Consider the following 17211-nt stretch of genomic DNA (forward strand, 5'->3'; position numbering starts at 1 on the left):
TACACCAACACCACTTTTTAACGATATGCAAACCTTGGAATGCAACTTCTAGCTTACTGTTTTGTTTAGTTTAGTCTCATGTTGAGAGTGTGAATATGCGTAACGAGCTTCGTCTCAATTTTAAGAACCGGCTCAGAAACCTGGCCATTATCTTTGTTCTTCTCGGTACTGTTGCTGGATCTGTCTGGGCTGTCTTGTCCATCCCTGCGCCGCTGGTTGACAAAATGCTAGAAACAGACACCCGTCTTCAATCGGAATTGTGGAAACGTCGTGTCGTTCTACATATGGAAGACGCCAAAGAATCTTTTGAAAACGGGGCTGTCACTCCTGCAGATGCCAGGTTGCTAAGCCTAATCCCTGAAACCTCAGAAATCTATCGCCTGCGTCTCCTGACAGAAAGTGGTGAGATTTATTGGTCAACCCAACCTGATGACATCGGCGAGTATGTCACCCGGGATTATTTTGACAACATTGTCGCCAAGGGCCAGGTCCATTACAAACATGAATCACTTAGTATCAACCAAATTGACGGCCTAGCGATACACACCGAGGGCCACTCGGCAGAAACCACACGCGAAGTTGCCGAGGTCTTTACACCCTTTATGCATAATGGGCACTTTGACGGCGCCCTAGAATTCTTCACTGACTTCACCGCTCTAAGAACCACATTTATTAACCGGGTGCGGTATTCGCTCATCATACTGACCGCAATCGCGGTCCTCGCCATGTCGATCGCAATGTATGTCACATTCAAGGCCAACCGGTTTCGGATAAAAGAAATGCGCGAGCGTAACGAAAACGAGCGCGACATTCTGGATGAACAACTGCGCCTAGCGCGCGAGGTGCGCCTGCTGGGAGAACTCAACGAATGGCTTCAATCCAGTCGTTCTTTGGACGAATTGTTCGATATGGTCTCACGTTTCATGACCCATATTCTGCCCTGCGCAGAAGGCAGTGTATATGTCTACTCCAACTCTCGTGACGTCCTGGATGGCTGTGCCAGTTGGAATGGTGGCACTCATAAGGATCACATTCACCCCGAGGAATGCTGGGGGCTGAGACGCGGCCGTGCGTATCAATTTGGAGCCTCGGAAATTGACTTTGTCTGTGAGCACTCCGAACCACATGATGGTCGCGATTACTATTGCTTTCCCATTCTGGCGCATGGCGAAACCGTTGGCCTAATGCACTTGCGCGCTGTTGAAAATGACAACAATGCCTTCACTCAAAGCAAGAAAATGGCACAGATGTGCGCCGAGCAGATTAGCATGGCGATTGCAAATGTTAGGATGCGCGATCAGTTGCACGACCAATCTGTGCGCGACCCGCTTACCGGGCTGTTCAATCGTCGTCACATGACGGAAAGTCTGCGCAAGCTCATTGGCACCAGCCAAGACAATGGTAAGCCACTCAGTCTGATTGCCGTGGATGTCGACCATTTCAAGAAATTCAATGACAACCACGGGCATGATGCGGGGGATATGGTCCTTCGTGCGGTCGGGGCCGTTCTGGAGCAGGCCTGTGATGGAGACGAAGTTGCTTGCCGTCCTGGAGGTGAGGAATTTACACTGATCTTACCGGGCCGTTCACAAGAAGATATCATGACCAAGGCCGAGATGGTGCGCCAGGCGGTCGAAGCCATAACAGTGCGCTACGGTGAAAAGGCATTGCCTCGCATCACCATCTCGCTGGGTGTGGCACATTATCCTATGCACGGAACTATGCCGCAAGATCTGCTGCGGGCCTCAGACGACGCCCTGTATGACGCCAAGGCCAAGGGTCGCAACCAAGTGCGCCTGGCGACAAGCTCAGAGCCCGAACCGCGGTATCAACCTGAACATTTGGGCCCAAAAACAACTGATGCACATATCGCGGCTGAGTGACCGGGCGCGAAGAATAGCACCCACAGATCAGCCTGCAACGCAACTTTTGACCAACCACACCCTCCAAAACGGAACAGACCGGTCAAAACCACCCCCTTTCCTTGCTAATTGTTTCGATTTGAAATTTGCTGCACCGCAGCACTTGCAATTTCCTACAAGCCTTCCCACAAATCCGCATGGAATTAGATAGTCGTTACCCCGCTGTATCCGATTTAGCCCGCCGCGCCCGCCAGCGGTTGCCCAAGTTCGTTTGGGAGTATCTCGACAGTGGCACCGGCACCGAAGCCACCAAAGCGCGCAATCGCGCCGCACTGGATCAGGTCGGGTTCATGCCTTCGGTTCTGCATGGCCCGATTGATATAGATCTCAGCACCTCATTGTTTGGCGAAACGCTGCCTCTGCCCTTTGGCATGGCTCCGCTGGGGATGTCTGGCCTGATCTGGCCTGACGCCGAAGGTCATCTGGCGCGCACCGCAGCTACCGCAGGTATTCCTTATTCTTTGTCCACTGTGGCAACCCAGTCGCCCGAAGATCTGGCCCCACATCTAGGCAAACAAGGTTGGTTCCAGCTCTACCCGCCCAAAGACCCCGACATCCGCAAGGATATGCTCGCCCGTGCAAAATCGGCCGGGTTCAAGGTGCTTGTACTAACAGTAGATGTTCCCGTTGCTTCTCGCAGGGAACGGCAGGTACGTTCTGGCTTAACGCAGCCTCCGAAATTAACACCGCGCCTATTGGCCCAAGTGATGATGCGCCCAGCATGGGCCTTGGGCATGGCCCAGCGCGGCATGCCGCATATGCGGACATTGGATAAATACATCAACGGCGACATGGGCAGCCTGTCTTCCACCGCGCATATTGGCTATTTGTTACGTACCTCGCCCGATTGGGACTACGTGCAATGGCTGCGCGATCACTGGCACGGCCCGCTGGTAATTAAGGGCGTACTGCGCCCCGAAAATGCCCAGCGCCTGCAAGATATCGGAGCCGATGCGCTGTGGGTGTCAAATCACGCCGGCCGCCAGTTTGACGCCTGCCCCGCTAGCATCGAAATGCTACCCCAGATCCGTCAGGCCACCGACCTGCCCTTGATCTTTGACAGCGGCGTTGAAAGCGGGTTGGACATCCTGCGCGCGCTGGCATTGGGCGCGAACTACATCATGCTGGGCAGGGCCTTTCACTTTGCTCTGGCGGCGCTTGGGCCCAAGGGCCCGGCACATCTGATCGACCTCCTATCCAAGGACCTCCAGGCCAATATGGGACAAATGGGCTGTCAAAATCTGCAACAGCTGCCCACCCCGGTGACACTGTCACCACTTCTGCAGCCGACAAAATAAGGAAAACTCCACACCAGAAGCCGCAGAAACGCACAATCCTGCCGGTTATACCCAGTACTACGCGTATACCTGTCTCTAAGATGTGCCTAACACTTCCTCCAAACTGCACGACCCCGAGGGTGACATGACTGACTTCAAGAAAATCCTGATTGCCAACCGTGGCGAAATCGCCATCCGCGTAATGCGCGCTGCCAACGAGATGGGCAAAGCCACCGTTGCCGTCTATGCCGAAGAAGACAAACTCGGCCTGCACCGGTTCAAAGCCGACGAGGCCTATCGCATTGGCGAAGGCATGGGACCGGTTGCCGCCTACCTGAGCATCGATGAGATGATCCGCGTCGCCAAGGAATGCGGCGCAGATGCGATCCACCCCGGCTATGGTCTGCTGTCTGAAAACCCCGACTTTGTGGATGCCTGTTCGCGTAATGGCATCACCTTCATCGGCCCTAAGGCTGAAACCATGCGCGCCCTTGGGGACAAGGCCAGCGCCCGCCGGGTTGCGGTTAAGGCAGGCGTTCCGGTTATCCCCGCCACCGAGGTTCTGGGCGACGACATGGATGCCATCCGCAAAGAAGCAGCCGAAGTTGGCTATCCCTTCATGCTCAAAGCCTCTTGGGGTGGCGGCGGTCGCGGCATGCGCCCGATCTACGGCGAAGATGAGCTGGAAGAGAAAATCCTGGAAGGTCGCCGCGAGGCCGAAGCCGCCTTTGGTAATGGCGAAGGCTATCTGGAAAAGATGATCCAGCGCGCCCGCCACGTCGAGGTGCAGATCCTGGGCGACAAACAAGGTGGCATTTATCACCTGTTCGAGCGCGACTGCTCGGTGCAGCGCCGTAACCAGAAAGTGGTTGAACGCGCGCCTGCACCCTATCTCAGCAAAGAGCAACGCACCGAGATCTGCGAGTTGGGTCGCAAGATTTGCGATTTTGTTGGCTATGAATGCGCCGGTACTGTCGAATTCCTGATGGATATGGACGACGGCAAGTTCTACTTCATCGAAGTGAACCCCCGCGTGCAGGTGGAACACACTGTCACCGAAGAAGTCACTGGCATCGACATCGTCCGCGCCCAGATCCTGATCGCCGAAGGCAAATCAATCGCCGAGGCCACCGGTAAGGCCAGCCAAGATGATATCGCTCTGACCGGCCACGCGCTGCAGACCCGTGTCACCACCGAAGATCCACAGAACAACTTCATCCCCGACTATGGCCGCATCACCGCCTATCGTTCGGCCACTGGCATGGGCATCCGACTGGATGGCGGCACCGCCTATGCAGGCGGCGTGATCACTCGGTATTACGACAGCCTGCTGACCAAAATCACCGCCAAGGCCCCGACTCCGGAAATGGCCATCGCCCGCATGGACCGCGCATTGCGCGAATTCCGGGTCCGTGGTGTATCGACCAACATCGCCTTTGTCGAAAACCTGCTGAAACATCCAACCTTTCTGGACAACAGCTACACCACCAAATTCATCGACGAGACGCCCGAACTGTTCCGGTTCACCAAGCGTCGTGATCGTGGCACCAAGGTGTTGACCTATATCGCTGATATCTCGGTCAACGGGCACCCAGAAACCGAAGGCCGTGCCGCCCCTGCCGCCGACCTCAAGGCCCCGCGCCCACCCAAGGTCGCGCCCGGCAACCTGCCCTATGGCACCCGTAACCTGCTGGAACAAAAAGGCGCCCAGGCGGTGGCCGACTGGATGAAAGCTCAGCGCCAGTTGCTGCTGACCGACACCACTATGCGCGATGGCCACCAGTCGCTGCTGGCCACCCGGATGCGATCGATCGACATGATCAAAGTGGCCCCGGCTTATGCTAATAACCTTAGCCAGCTGTTCTCGGTCGAATGCTGGGGCGGCGCAACGTTCGATGTCGCCTATCGCTTCTTGCAAGAATGCCCATGGCAGCGCCTGCGTGACCTGCGCGAGGCGATGCCAAACGTGATGACCCAGATGTTGCTGCGCGCCTCTAACGGCGTGGGCTACACCAACTACCCCGACAACGTGGTGCAAAGCTTTGTGGCTGAAGCCGCCAAGGGCATTGATGTGTTCCGCGTGTTCGACAGCCTCAACTGGGTCGAAAACATGCGCGTCGCCATGGATGCCGTGGTTGAGAGTGGCAAGATCTGCGAAGGCACAATCTGCTACACCGGTGACATCCTTGACCCCAACCGCGCCAAGTATGACCTGAAATACTACATCGGCATGGCTAAAGAACTCGAGGCCGCTGGCGCCCATGTTCTGGGCCTGAAAGACATGGCCGGCCTGCTGAAACCTGCCGCCGCCCGCGTGCTGATCAAAGCCCTGAAGGAAGAGGTCGGCCTGCCGATCCACTTCCACACCCATGACACTTCGGGCATTGCCGGCGCCACCATTCTGGCCGCTGCTGATGCAGGCGTGGATGCAGTGGACGCTGCCATGGACGCCTTCTCGGGCGGCACCTCGCAGCCTTGCTTGGGTTCCATTGTCGAAGGTCTGCGGAATACCGACCGCGACACCGGCATTGATATCGGCACCGTGCGTGAGATCTCAGACTACTGGGAACAGGTCCGCGCTCAATATGCAGCCTTCGAAAGCGGCATTCAGGCCCCAGCCTCCGAGGTTTACCTGCATGAAATGCCCGGCGGTCAGTTCACCAACCTCAAGGCACAGGCGCGCAGCCTCGGCCTTGAAGAGCGCTGGCACGAGGTGGCACAAACCTATGCCGACGTGAACCAAATGTTCGGCGATATCGTCAAGGTAACGCCTTCGTCCAAAGTGGTCGGCGACATGGCTTTGATGATGGTTTCACAAGGCCTGACACGCGCCGAGGTCGAAGACCCCAAAACCGACGTCGCCTTCCCAGACTCGGTTGTGGACATGATGCGCGGCAATCTGGGCCAACCGCCCAAAGGCTTCCCAGGTGGTATCGTCAGCAAGGTGCTGAAAGGTGATGCGCCAAATCTGGAACGCCCGGGCAAGCATCTGGAATCAGTTGATATCGAGGCCACACGTGCCGAGTTGAGCGCTGAGCTGAACGGCAAGGCCATCGATGACGAAGATCTGAACGGCTACCTGATGTACCCCAAGGTTTTCCTGGATTACATGGGCCGTCACCGCAGCTATGGCCCTGTGCGCACCCTGCCGACCAAGACCTTCTTCTATGGTATGGAGCCGGGCGAGGAAATCGAGGCTGAGATCGATCCTGGCAAAACCCTCGAAATTCGTCTGCAAACCATTGGTGAAACCGATGAAAAAGGTGAGGTCCGGGTATTTTTCGAACTCAATGGCCAGCCCCGCGTCATCCGAGTACCAAACCGTCTGGTCAAGGCCACGACCGAGAGCCGCCCCAAGGCCGACCCTGCCAACGGCAACCACTTTGGCGCGCCGATGCCCGGAGTGGTGGCCACCGTTGCGGTGCAGCCCGGCCAACAAGTGCACGAAGGCGATCTACTGCTGACCATCGAAGCGATGAAGATGGAAACCGGCATTCACGCCGAACAGGATGGTGTGGTCAAAGCCGTGCATGTCCAGCCCGGCACTCAGATCGATGCCAAGGATCTGCTGATCGAGCTGGAATAAACACACAAAAAATGCGCGGGAGCTAATCTTCTCCCGCGCATTTCTTTACCCTAAAACTCCCGCCAATGTCAGGGCACTTACCCCCTACGCTTGGCAAAGCTGCGATCCGCCTGCCCTTTCAGACATCTTGGCACCACTGGGAACTCTTGGCTTAGAAAATAGGCATAGGTGCCGCCAGGGAATTCCGCAGTTGTGACCTGCGCGCCGTTACATTCGTCCAGCGTCCCCGATCCGGCACGATACTGATAATCCTGCACAAAAGCTCCATCATGACGTCCACCGGGTGCCGACCCACCGGGCCGGTTGCCAGATTTCAGACTGTAAGAACTGGTCATTTCTTGCACGCGGCCATTCACCTTGGCTGTGATAGCATAAATCGGAAACCCATCCGCAGCATAGCCAATCAAAGGCGAGGCCTTGTCAGCCGACCAGCCCACCTGCTGCATCAGCCCCCAGGGCATACCGTGATAGTGGTACGCCCCACCTGGCTGTACATGGGCATAGTTCTGATCCAGCCCCAATGTCACCGCCCCACCCAGGGCCTCGTACTGCCAGCCAGACTGACGGTTGCCTTTCCAAAACTCCGCCGCGCCCGGATCAAATGGCACACCATTGACCGCAACCCCGAACAACCCAGCCAAACCAAAGGCCTGGGCAACGCGGGCGAGTTGATCGGTATCAGCAGAGAACCGGTAATTCTGAGACTTGATCGCGTGCGGATTGCCCCGATTTGGGAACTGCCCAACCGCGTGGTCCGGTATCCCGTTGGCTCTGATCTTCACAGAATCGCCGCTTGCACGCAGCTTGACCTTATTGCCCTGAACGCTGACTTGGGCTGGCACCAGATCCAGCTCTTGCGCCTGGGTTGCGGTATGCTTTCGCATCTTTGGTCGCCCCTGCGCATCACTTTGCAACACAAATCCGGCGGTAATAACGCCCCCCAAAACAACCAGCTTCACTGAATTAGCAACCCGCATAGAATAACCCTCTGTTATCAATTGACGCTTGGAGAGTTCTACGCAGCACCCTGAGCGTTCCGTCGCAAGATTTCAAAAAAAATCAAACTTTGTGGTTTTTGCCCTTGCGGCCACGCCCCGGAATTCCTATTTCAGCGCTCACCGACGGAATGCGGGCGTAGCTCAGGGGTAGAGCATAACCTTGCCAAGGTTAGGGTCGAGAGTTCGAATCTCTTCGCCCGCTCCATCGGTCAATCGGACAGGGTCGCCTTAGGGCGGCCCTTCCGCATTTCTGGCTCAGGCACTAGTGTCCTGCCTTGCGGGGAATCAGCTCAACCGCTAAGAACAGAGCAAGAACGCCACCCATGGCGCCAATAACAACGAGGTAGCATGCTGACATCAGTTGAACTTTGCGCAGGTGCGGGCGGTCAGGCCCTGGGACTGGAAAAAGCCGGATTTGATCACACCGCTCTGGTGGAGATCGACAAGCATTGCTGCGCTACCCTGCGTCACAACCGTCCCAATTGGAATGTGCTTGAAGAAGATGTGCGCCTGTTCAAAGAACGCGCGTCCGATTTTGCCGGTATTGACCTGCTGGCTGGTGGCCTGCCCTGCCCTCCGTTCTCGGTGGCGGGTAAGCAGCTGGGCGAAAAGGACGAACGCAACCTGTTCGATGATGCGCTGGAAATCGTCGCAGCCACCCGCCCCAAGGCGGTGATGATCGAAAACGTGCGCGGCTTTCTGGATGCGGTGTTTCTGGACTACCGCGAAAAGCTGAAAAAGCAGCTCAGCAAGCTGGGCTATACCACCGACTGGCGGCTATTGAATGCTTCTGATTTTGGCGTACCACAGCTACGTCCGCGAGTAATCATCGTTGCCCTGCGCAAGGAATACACCGATCAATTCTGCTGGCCCGAACCACTGCCCCATAATCCGGCCACCGTCGGTGAAACCCTGATCGACCTGATGAAGGAACGTGGCTGGCGTGGCGCAGATGATTGGGCAGCCAAGGCCAACGAGATTGCCCCCACAATTGTTGGCGGATCGAAAAAGCACGGCGGCCCCGATCTAGGTCCAACCCGCGCCCGTAAAGCCTGGGCCTCGCTGGGCGTCGAGGGCCGCACCATCGCGCCCGAGGCCCCGGATCCGTTCCATAACGATATGCCCCGCCTGACTGTGCGCATGGTGGCTCGCATTCAGGGCTTCCCGGACGATTGGCATTTCACCGGAGCAAAGACCAATGCCTATAAACAGGTCGGCAACGCCTTCCCACCGCCGGTGGCACAGGCTGTCGCCACTCAGCTGAAAGCGGCCATTTCCAAACCGAATCTGCATGTCGTGCGGGCCTGACACCTTGTATCTAGGATCGCGCCCGAACTTGGGGAGGTGCAAAGCGCCTTCTCGCGGAGAAGGTCAGGCGCGGCCCGGCCAATCGGCCGGACCAAAGGCTCGGAAATGAAAAAATCCATCCCCCCCAGCCTGGTCCAACCAGGCCACCCCGATTTCGAACTGCTGTCGTTGCTACAAACTGAAATCACCGCCCGCGCTGGTGGGGCGCTTGCTTTGGCTGATGACTTCCCCGCCATGCTGCGCACCTGCATCGACGATGTCATCATGACCCCCAAAACCGGGCGGCGCAGTTATGAAGAGCTGGAAAAGACCGAAAAGACCTATATCGGCACCCGGGTTGAAATCGAGCTGCGCGCCTTGCTGCGCCTGAAACGCGGCAAGCTGGATACCGAAATTCTGGGCCATGACGTGGACATCAAGAACACCATGGGCAGCAATTGGATGATCCCAACCGAAGCGGTAGATCAAGCTTGCATCCTGGTCGCCGCCGACGAGGTCCGCGCCCGCTGTTATCTGGGTCTGATCGTCGCCCGCCGCGACTATCTCACCGCCGGTCAGAACAAAGACGCCAAACGCTCGATCTCGGCCGAGGGGTTCCAGCACATCCTGTGGCTGCTCTGTGATCACCCCTACCCGGCCAATTTCTGGCGCACCATGGACGAACAGGTCGTCGATCAGATCTTTGCCCAAGACACCGGAAACGCCCGCATGGCGTGCCTGTTTCGCGAGGTTCAGAACCAGCCGATATCCCGCGACGTGGTCGAGGCGGTGGCAATGCAAAAGGACTTCATGCGCCGGGTGCGATCCGACAAAGGGCGCGGCGCACGGGATCTGCTGGAACAAGACGGCATCCTATTGCTACAGGGGCAGCTCCACGGCCAGCTGATCAAAGCGCTGGATCTGCCGCATTGTGCGCCAAGTGAGTTCATCTCGTGCCGCCCTACCACCGCCCAACACCACCGCATGGCGGAACAGGCCGGTTTCAATCTGCCCCAGATTGCCGACTAAAAACTAATTCCTCATCCCCGACAGTTTTTTCTGTTTTCCCTCTTGCGGCGCGCGCCGGGAACTTCTATTCAGCGCCTCACCAACGGAATGCGGGCGTAGCTCAGGGGTAGAGCATAACCTTGCCAAGGTTAGGGTCGGGCGTTCGAATCGCCTCGCCCGCTCCAGTTGGCCACCTTACCCAGGGTGGATTTCGAAAGGTCGCCTTAGGGCGGCCTTTTCGGTTTTCAGGGACCATGAAAGCCAACAAAAAAGAATTTCTCCCCACATTAAATTTCCCTCTTGCGGCCCAGGCTTCGTCGGCCTATTCAACGCCCACCAACGGAATGCGGGCGTAGCTCAGGGGTAGAGCATAACCTTGCCAAGGTTAGGGTCGGGCGTTCGAATCGCCTCGCCCGCTCCAGTTGGACCATCCCTACCCCGGATGGAAATCGAAAGGCCGCCTTCGGGCGGCCTTTTCGCGTTTTAGTCCCCAATTTTCAGCCGCACTAAACTTTTGATCAAATTCCTTTGACGCTGCCCCGAAAACCCGTCACTCATTCGACAAAGCAATGCACCACAACAGGAGTTCCGGTATGGCCGCACCCGTCGTTTACCCCTACACAAATTTCACTGCCACCGAGCAACTGTGCCTAGAGCGCGGCGAAGGCATCTATGTCTTTGACAAAGACGACAACAAATATATCGAAGGCATGGCTGGCCTGTGGTGCACCTCGCTGGGCTACAGCAACACCGAATTGGTCGACGCCATCACCGAGCAGCTCAACACCCTGCCCTTCACCCACACCTTTGGCGGCAAAACCCATGAACCGATCATGGAACTGGCCGAAAAACTGCGCGCCATGGTGCCGGTCGAGGATGCCTATTTCTTCTTTGGCAACTCAGGCTCGGATGCCAACGACACCCACTACAAGATGCTGCGCTATTACTTCAACGCCATTGGCAAGCCGGAAAAGCGCAAGATCATCACACGCGAGCGTGGCTACCACGGTGTCACAGTCGCCGCCGGTTCCATGACCTCGCTGCCCGGTAACCTGGCGCATTTCGACCCACCGGTTGAAGCACTGGGCGTGCTACGCGCTGATTCTCCGCACTACTACACCAACCGCAGAGGCAACGAGACCGAAGCCCAGTTTGTTGACCGCATCATCAACAATCTCGAAGATCAGATCATCGCCGAGGGCCCCGACACCATCGCTGCGATGATTGTCGAGCCGATCACCGGCGCATCTGGCGTGATCGTCCCGCCCGAAGGCTACTATGAAAAACTGCAAACCCTGCTGCGCAAATACGACATTCTGATCTGGGCAGATGAGGTCATTACTGGCTTTGGCCGTACCGGCAACGATTTTGGCTCCACCACCATGGGCATCAAGCCCGACCTGATGTCCTTTGCCAAACAGCTCAGCTCGGCCTATTTCCCGATCTCGGCCGCCGTGATCCCCGGCTGGATGTACGAGGCAATGATCGAACAGACCAACCAGGTTGGCGTGTTTGGTCAGGGTTATACCTACACCGGCCACCCGGTAGCCTGTGCTGCCGCACTGAAAACGCTGGAAATCTATGAACGTGACAACCTGTTTGTTCATGCGGCGGATGTTGGTGACTACCTACAGGCACAACTGCGCGAGGCCTTTACCGATCACCCACTGGTAGGTGAGGTTCGCGGCAAGGGTCTGATTGCAGCGCTGGAACTGGTGTCGAACAAAACCACCGGAGCCAGCTTTGAAGGCGGTATCGCCGGCGCCACATCGCAAAAACACTGTCAAGACAATGGTCTGATCCTGCGTGCGGTTGGCGGCAACGCCTTGGCCCTGTGTCCGCCGCTGATCATCACCCGCGACGAGGTGGACGAGTTGATGGGCAAGTTGAAAGCCGCAATCGACAGCACATATGCTGAGCTAAAGGACAAAGGCCTGATTGCAGGTTAACCCAAATCCGACCAATGCCTGACCCTTTCAGCGGGGTCAGGCACGCAGCTTAAAAGACCTTGTAAGTCATCGTGGTCAGTGACCGCTCGATACCCTCGATGACCAACAGGTGGTCATTGATATACTTGCCCACATCCTCGCCCGCCGGGATATACAGCTTCATCAGCAGGTCAAAGTCACCGCTGGTAGAATACAGCTCGGAATGAATTTCCCGCAGAGCGATGTCCTCGGCCACTTTATAGGTGGTGCCGGGTTTGCAGCGAATTTGGATAAAGACACAGGTAGACATGAATCGCCTCGGGTTTTCAGGATCTGTTGCAACCCAAGCTGGCATGCCCAACCGCCGGGCGCAATCCCCTGCCTCTTTTGGCAACACCTCACGACATTCCCGGCAACGCCCTTGAGCCAGCCCCCCGCGATCCCCTATAAGCACCCCGAAAGTCACAAGGATTTGCAGCCATGCGCACAGCCAAGATCAGCCGTTCAACCAACGAGACCTCGATTTCGGTCGAGATCAATCTGGATGGCACCGGAGCCTATGACAACCAGACCGGCGTTGGCTTTTTTGACCACATGCTGGACCAGCTGTCGCGCCACTCGCTGATCGATATGACCATCCGCGCCGAAGGTGACTATCACATCGACGACCACCACACGGTCGAAGACACCGGTATCGCACTGGGTCAGGCCCTGGCCCAAGCCCTTGGCGACAAAAAAGGCATCCGTCGTTACGGCGAATGCCACCTTGCAATGGACGAGGCGCAAGTGCGTTGTGCTTTGGACCTGTCGGCGCGGCCGTTCTTGGTTTGGAACCTAGATATCCCAACCCAGAAAATCGGCACGTTTGATACTGAGCTGGTGCGAGAATTCTTTACCGCATTTGCTACCCACGGCGGCATCACCCTGCACGTCGACCAGATCCACGGCTTCAACAGCCACCACATTGTCGAGGCCGCGTTCAAATCCGTCGCCCGCGCCCTGCGCCCAGCGGTGGAAACCGATCCACGCAAGGCCGACGCCGTGCCGTCAACCAAAGGGGCGCTCTAAGCGCCCTTTTTTAAGAACATGCTCATCAAGCGGCACTTCAATAGTCACCAACCCGATGGCCGCGACCAAATCGATTTTATAAGGGTTTAGAGCAATGAACTATTACTGGCTTAAAACTGCCTTGGGTGCACGGGGTGGTAGTCTGAAATGGTCTGAAACTAAAGAAGAGCGACAGATCGATCCAAATGCCAATCGTTGGTACGTTACAGATGCGGATCGTCCGCCACTTGGGCCTTTCCCAAGCGAAATTCTGGAAGAAATTGCTGAGCATTGGGCGCTAAGCTTTTCACGAAACGATAGCTTGCCGGACACTTTCGGAAGTTTGAAATCCTTCCATTTTACTGGTGCCCCTTTTGCAAAAAAGGCGGTGTGCGATGTCTTTGCGCAGTTCTCTGAGGGGAACTGTGAAGTTGTAGAAATGAAGAAAATTTGGTCGCTACACGACAATGCCAAGGTTCCAGAACAATATTTTGTCGCAAATGTATTCAACGCAGCTGAGATAATAGATTACGCCACGGCGCCTATGGGTGAGGTGAAGAACCCAAAGATAGGCAATCGGTATTCACTGCGCACTTCCAATGTTAAGAAGTTCAAGTTGAAAATCGGCGCATTCGATGGTCACCACCTTTTAAGAGATTCTAAGACCTCTGCATGGTTCTGCGATGATGTGTTTCGTGAGGAAATCGAGAGAACTACCCCCGGAACTTATGAATTCAATGCAGTTGCGACGGTCTAACTAACGTCGGCCTTTTTTGCCCGCACGCTAGACCTGCCGTCGCCCGCACACTGCGCTCAGCAGTTGAGACCGATCCACGCAAGGCAGATGCGATCCCCTCAACAAAAGAGGTGCTCTAAGCGCCCCCCTCCTGCGATCTTAGGCTGCCAGCGCCGCTGATCGGCGCAAGGGCCGCCTAAGGTACCACTCTGCAAACAGCAGGTTCGGCACCCAGCACAGCCAGGACACCAGCGTATAACCTGCTTCTTCGCCCATGCTCATGAACAGAAACGGCAGATAGACCCGCAGGGTAACAGCCGCAAATGTCAGCGCTGCCGAGCGGAACATCCAGCGTTGATGCTCTGCGATGCGTCCCTGTCGCGCCAGCCAGATGCCATAGCCAGTGGTGCCCAGCCAAAAAACCGCCAACGCCCCAAAACCCCAGGCGGCCACCGGCCCCGCAGTGGTACCAAACGCCATCAACAAGCTCCCGACCCCGGCCAGCAGAATGCTGACGCCATAGGCCCGCCCGATCCAGCGGTGCACCTGTGGGCGTCGCATCCTCAGCCCTTTCCAATACTGGAACGGCATCAGCAACAGCGCTACTGGGGCCAGAATGATGTGGGCATAAAACGCCAACTGCCGCTCCACAGCATGATAGGCGACAAACTCCATCGACACCTCAACCCCCAGCGCCATGAACCGCCACGACGCCAAGGCGACCGCGAGACACAGGAACCAAAACAGAAATACCCGGATCCGGGAAACAAATTGCATGATCAATCCTTCTTTCAAGCTCAAACTTGACACTGTAAAGATCAGAGTAACTTGACACTGTCAAGCCAACTGATAATTTCCGCTCAATGACAGATACCCGCCCCCCAAAACCGCACCACCACGGCGACCTTCGAGCCGCCCTGATCCAGGCCGGCATTGCCCTGCTGACCGAAGGCGGCAAAGATTCGCTAACCCTGCGCAAATGTGCGGCCCGCGCGGGTGTGTCCCACGCTGCCCCGGCGCATCACTTTGACGGGCTGGCAGGTCTGCGTGGCGCGATTGCGCAAGAAGGCTTTCGCCTGTTCCGCCTTTCCATGCTAGCGGCCTGTGACAGCAGCAACCCAAGTGATCTGGACCGGCTCAAGGGGATCTGCAGCGGCTATTTGAACTTTGCGATTGCCAATCCTGCTTTGTTCGACCTGATTTTCAGCTCGGCCCCAATGAGCACCTTCGAGGACGGCCTGCAAAAAGGCACCAACTTTGCCTACGAAGTTCTGCGGGATGCCTGTGCGCCCTTTGTCCCCGTCGGCCAAGACCCCATCGTGATCGAAACCCAGGTTTGGTCGCTGATCCACGGCTATACCCACCTGTACATGGCCGGCCGTTTTGGCCCCATCGACTCATCGCAGCAGGCCCGCGGTCCGCTTGATGCAGTAATGTGCCTGCTTGATGGGCTTGCCACCCCGGCCAAGGCTTGACCTTTCACAGCTTTCAAGACAGGTGAAGAGCATCCAAACAAGAGGCCCGTCTTCCATGCTGACCGCCATCATCGACTATGAATCCGGAAACCTGCATTCGGCAGAAAAAGCGTTTCAGCGCATGGCGCGGGAAATGGACGCTGGTGAAGTGGTCGTAACCTCGGATGCCGAAGTCGTTGCCCGCGCCGACCGTCTGGTTCTCCCCGGCGACGGTGCCTTTCCAGCCTGCGCTACTGAACTGCGTGGCCACAAAGGCATCTACGACGCCATGGTCGAAGCCGTCGAGCAAAAGGGCCGCCCATTCCTAGGCATCTGTGTCGGCATGCAACTGATGGCAACCACCGGCCACGAATACGATGAGACCCCAGGCATTGGCTGGATCGGCGGCGACGTGGTCAAGATCACCCCTTCCGACAGCAGCCTGAAAGTGCCGCACATGGGCTGGAACAACCTGGTCATTGACAGCGACCACGCGATTTTTGACGGCATCAAATCCGGCGACCACACATATTTTGTCCACTCCTACCAGTTTCAAGTCAGCGATCCTGCTGAACGTCTGGCCCATGTAGAATACGGTGGCGACGTTACCGCCGTCATCGGTCGCGACACCATGGTCGGCATGCAATTCCACCCAGAGAAAAGCCAAGACGTAGGCCTGCGGATGATCGGGAACTTTTTGACCTGGAAGCCTTAGAGAACCAGCGATGCCAGGCAAAAAGACAGCAACCTTAAGAAATGGGCTAACGCATTAATCGCCATCTGCTTCATGGTTCTCTGGCTATCTGGAATGACGGCGAGTATCACCGCAGGAGCATGTCGAAAGGACAGATATCAGGGTGAGAAAAAGCTTAGGTATTGCAATATCTCACTCACAGCCGACTTCTGGATGGATCACTCATCAGTTGATCGCGCCAAAAGATCGATTCTTCATTTGGAACGCGGCATCGCCTTGTCACAACTTGGTCACGAAGAAGAAGCTCGTAATGAGTTTAATCAGGCAATAATCGATGCCACGATAAAGAATGGTCCTTGGAATGATCGCCTCATCGCAAGAATATCCCAGTTTCAAGACACTCGCGCGCACGAACTATTCAGCCAGGTAACCGGAAGTAAGAAGTAGCCGGTTCTATTCTAGGACCGCGACCCAACCCGCCGCAAAACCACCGGTGCCTCACCATAAAACTTCCGAAACGCGCGGCTAAACCCTTCAGGTGAGCCATAAGCATATCGACGCGCCACAGCCTCGACCCGATCGCCACGTTGCAAGTCCTGTCGCGCCAAGATCAGCCGCCAACGGCGCAGGTATCCCATCGGGGTCTCGCCCACCTGGGCCCCGAACAATTCGGAAAACCGCGACAGTGACAACCCCGCCTCTTGCGCCAGATCTGCAGTCGACCAAAGTCGGCCGGGATGATCATGCATTGCCACTATGGCCCGGCTCAACCGCGTATCCGACAGGCCCGCCAACAGCCCCGGCTCGGTTGCACCGCGTTCAATCTGCTGACGTAACAGCCGCACCATCAGCACCTCGCCTAGCCGGTTGACCACCGATTGCGCGCCACAGCGCCCACCCTGTGTTTCATCCATCATCAGCCGCACCAGCGCCTTTGCCTCGGTAGAATGGCGCAGATCATAATCCACCGCCTCGGGCAGCGCAGCCAAGAACGGATTGCTATGACCAGACCAATCCACCAGTGCCGACAAGACCACCTGCCCGTCCAAACTCTCAGCTCTTGATCCTTTGGAAAAATAAATCAGCTGCGATGGATCCCCGCTCTTATCAGCCAAGGCCAACAGATTGGCCTCCTCTACAGGCGCAGCCCGCACCGACAGGTGAAACCGTTCCATCAATGTTGTCAGCCGGTCCATTTCGGAGTTTCCATCGGTTTTTTCGGATTTTTCAAACCCTAATCTCTGTCACAACTTGTTTCAAGCAAACAAACAGGA

15 protein-coding genes, 3 tRNA genes and 1 pseudogene are annotated in these 17211 nt (G+C 56.6%); 15 read left to right on the top strand and 4 right to left on the bottom strand.

The annotated features are described in order from the left end of the window. Positions 1–95 precede the first annotated feature (95 nt). The 3 genes from AC2T28_RS12505 (at position 96) to AC2T28_RS12515 (ending at position 6785) form a co-directional block, all read left to right on the top strand. On the top strand, positions 96–1883 hold the full coding sequence (locus AC2T28_RS12505; RefSeq protein WP_486749326.1) for a sensor domain-containing diguanylate cyclase: 1788 nt from the start codon (positions 96–98) through the stop codon (positions 1881–1883). Between the two features lie 176 nt (positions 1884–2059). Beyond that, the gene (locus AC2T28_RS12510; protein ID WP_486749327.1) at positions 2060–3220 is read left to right on the top strand and encodes an alpha-hydroxy acid oxidase; all 1161 of its coding nucleotides are present in this window, start codon (positions 2060–2062) and stop codon (positions 3218–3220) included. Positions 3221–3344: 124 nt separating this feature from the next. Further along, a complete protein-coding gene (locus AC2T28_RS12515) occupies positions 3345–6785 on the top strand; it encodes a pyruvate carboxylase (RefSeq protein ID WP_486749328.1) in 3441 nt (1146 codons plus the stop codon). A 77-nt stretch (positions 6786–6862) separates the two neighbouring features. Here AC2T28_RS12515 and AC2T28_RS12520 read toward each other — a convergent pair whose 3' ends face one another. Further along, on the bottom strand, positions 6863–7762 hold the full coding sequence (locus AC2T28_RS12520) for a YHYH protein (protein WP_486749329.1): 900 nt from the start codon (positions 7760–7762) through the stop codon (positions 6863–6865). Between the two features lie 151 nt (positions 7763–7913). On the opposite strand from AC2T28_RS12520, the gene AC2T28_RS12525 reads away from it, so the two are divergent. The 6 genes from AC2T28_RS12525 to AC2T28_RS12550 all read left to right on the top strand — a co-directional run bounded on the left by AC2T28_RS12525 (position 7914) and on the right by AC2T28_RS12550 (position 12027). Further along, positions 7914–7988: transfer RNA gene (locus tag AC2T28_RS12525), tRNA-Gly, on the top strand. A gap of 143 nt (positions 7989–8131) precedes the next feature. After that, positions 8132–9091, top strand: a complete 960-nt coding sequence (locus tag AC2T28_RS12530; RefSeq protein ID WP_486749330.1) for a DNA cytosine methyltransferase — start codon at positions 8132–8134, stop codon at positions 9089–9091. 105 nt (positions 9092–9196) lie between these two features. Further along, positions 9197–10099, top strand: coding sequence for a NaeI family type II restriction endonuclease (locus AC2T28_RS12535; protein ID WP_486749331.1), 903 nt, complete (start codon positions 9197–9199; stop codon positions 10097–10099). Positions 10100–10188: 89 nt separating this feature from the next. After that, positions 10189–10263: transfer RNA gene (locus AC2T28_RS12540), tRNA-Gly, on the top strand. A 161-nt stretch (positions 10264–10424) separates the two neighbouring features. Further along, a tRNA-Gly gene (locus tag AC2T28_RS12545) sits at positions 10425–10499 on the top strand. Between the two features lie 172 nt (positions 10500–10671). Continuing rightward, positions 10672–12027 carry an aminotransferase gene (locus tag AC2T28_RS12550; RefSeq protein WP_486749332.1) on the top strand — a complete coding sequence of 452 codons (1356 nt, stop codon included), beginning with the start codon at positions 10672–10674 and terminating at the stop codon, positions 12025–12027. Between the two features lie 49 nt (positions 12028–12076). Here AC2T28_RS12550 and AC2T28_RS12555 read toward each other — a convergent pair whose 3' ends face one another. Further along, positions 12077–12316 (bottom strand): Lrp/AsnC ligand binding domain-containing protein, encoded by a 240-nt coding sequence (locus AC2T28_RS12555; RefSeq protein WP_486749333.1) that lies wholly within the window; start codon positions 12314–12316, stop codon positions 12077–12079. Between the two features lie 170 nt (positions 12317–12486). Between AC2T28_RS12555 and hisB the strand changes: the two genes are divergently transcribed. From hisB to AC2T28_RS12570, 3 genes and pseudogenes are all read left to right on the top strand, one after another. Then, on the top strand, positions 12487–13074 hold the full coding sequence (gene hisB, locus AC2T28_RS12560; protein WP_486749334.1) for an imidazoleglycerol-phosphate dehydratase HisB: 588 nt from the start codon (positions 12487–12489) through the stop codon (positions 13072–13074). A gap of 94 nt (positions 13075–13168) precedes the next feature. Then, positions 13169–13810 (top strand): imm11 family protein, encoded by a 642-nt coding sequence (locus AC2T28_RS12565; protein WP_486749335.1) that lies wholly within the window; start codon positions 13169–13171, stop codon positions 13808–13810. A gap of 35 nt (positions 13811–13845) precedes the next feature. After that, positions 13846–13929 (top strand): annotated as a pseudogene (locus AC2T28_RS12570) (imidazoleglycerol-phosphate dehydratase); the annotation flags it as partial. A gap of 19 nt (positions 13930–13948) precedes the next feature. Here AC2T28_RS12570 and AC2T28_RS12575 read toward each other — a convergent pair. Further along, entirely contained in the window at positions 13949–14566 is a 618-nt protein-coding gene (locus tag AC2T28_RS12575) for a DUF2306 domain-containing protein (RefSeq protein WP_486749336.1), read from the bottom strand. An 86-nt stretch (positions 14567–14652) separates the two neighbouring features. Between AC2T28_RS12575 and AC2T28_RS12580 the strand changes: the two genes are divergently transcribed. The 3 genes from AC2T28_RS12580 (at position 14653) to AC2T28_RS12590 (ending at position 16384) form a co-directional block, all read left to right on the top strand. Further along, complete coding sequence (locus AC2T28_RS12580; RefSeq protein ID WP_486749337.1) at positions 14653–15264, top strand: TetR/AcrR family transcriptional regulator; 612 nt, start codon at positions 14653–14655, stop codon at positions 15262–15264. A gap of 55 nt (positions 15265–15319) precedes the next feature. After that, complete coding sequence (gene hisH, locus AC2T28_RS12585; protein ID WP_486749338.1) at positions 15320–15958, top strand: imidazole glycerol phosphate synthase subunit HisH; 639 nt, start codon at positions 15320–15322, stop codon at positions 15956–15958. A gap of 192 nt (positions 15959–16150) precedes the next feature. After that, a complete protein-coding gene (locus tag AC2T28_RS12590) occupies positions 16151–16384 on the top strand; it encodes a hypothetical protein (protein WP_486749339.1) in 234 nt (77 codons plus the stop codon). 11 nt (positions 16385–16395) lie between these two features. Here the strand turns inward: AC2T28_RS12590 and AC2T28_RS12595 are convergent, their stop codons facing one another. Beyond that, positions 16396–17133, bottom strand: a complete 738-nt coding sequence (locus AC2T28_RS12595; RefSeq protein WP_486749340.1) for a helix-turn-helix domain-containing protein — start codon at positions 17131–17133, stop codon at positions 16396–16398. Between the last annotated feature and the right edge of the window lie 78 nt (positions 17134–17211).

The organism is Parasedimentitalea nitratireducens, assembly GCF_057444295.1.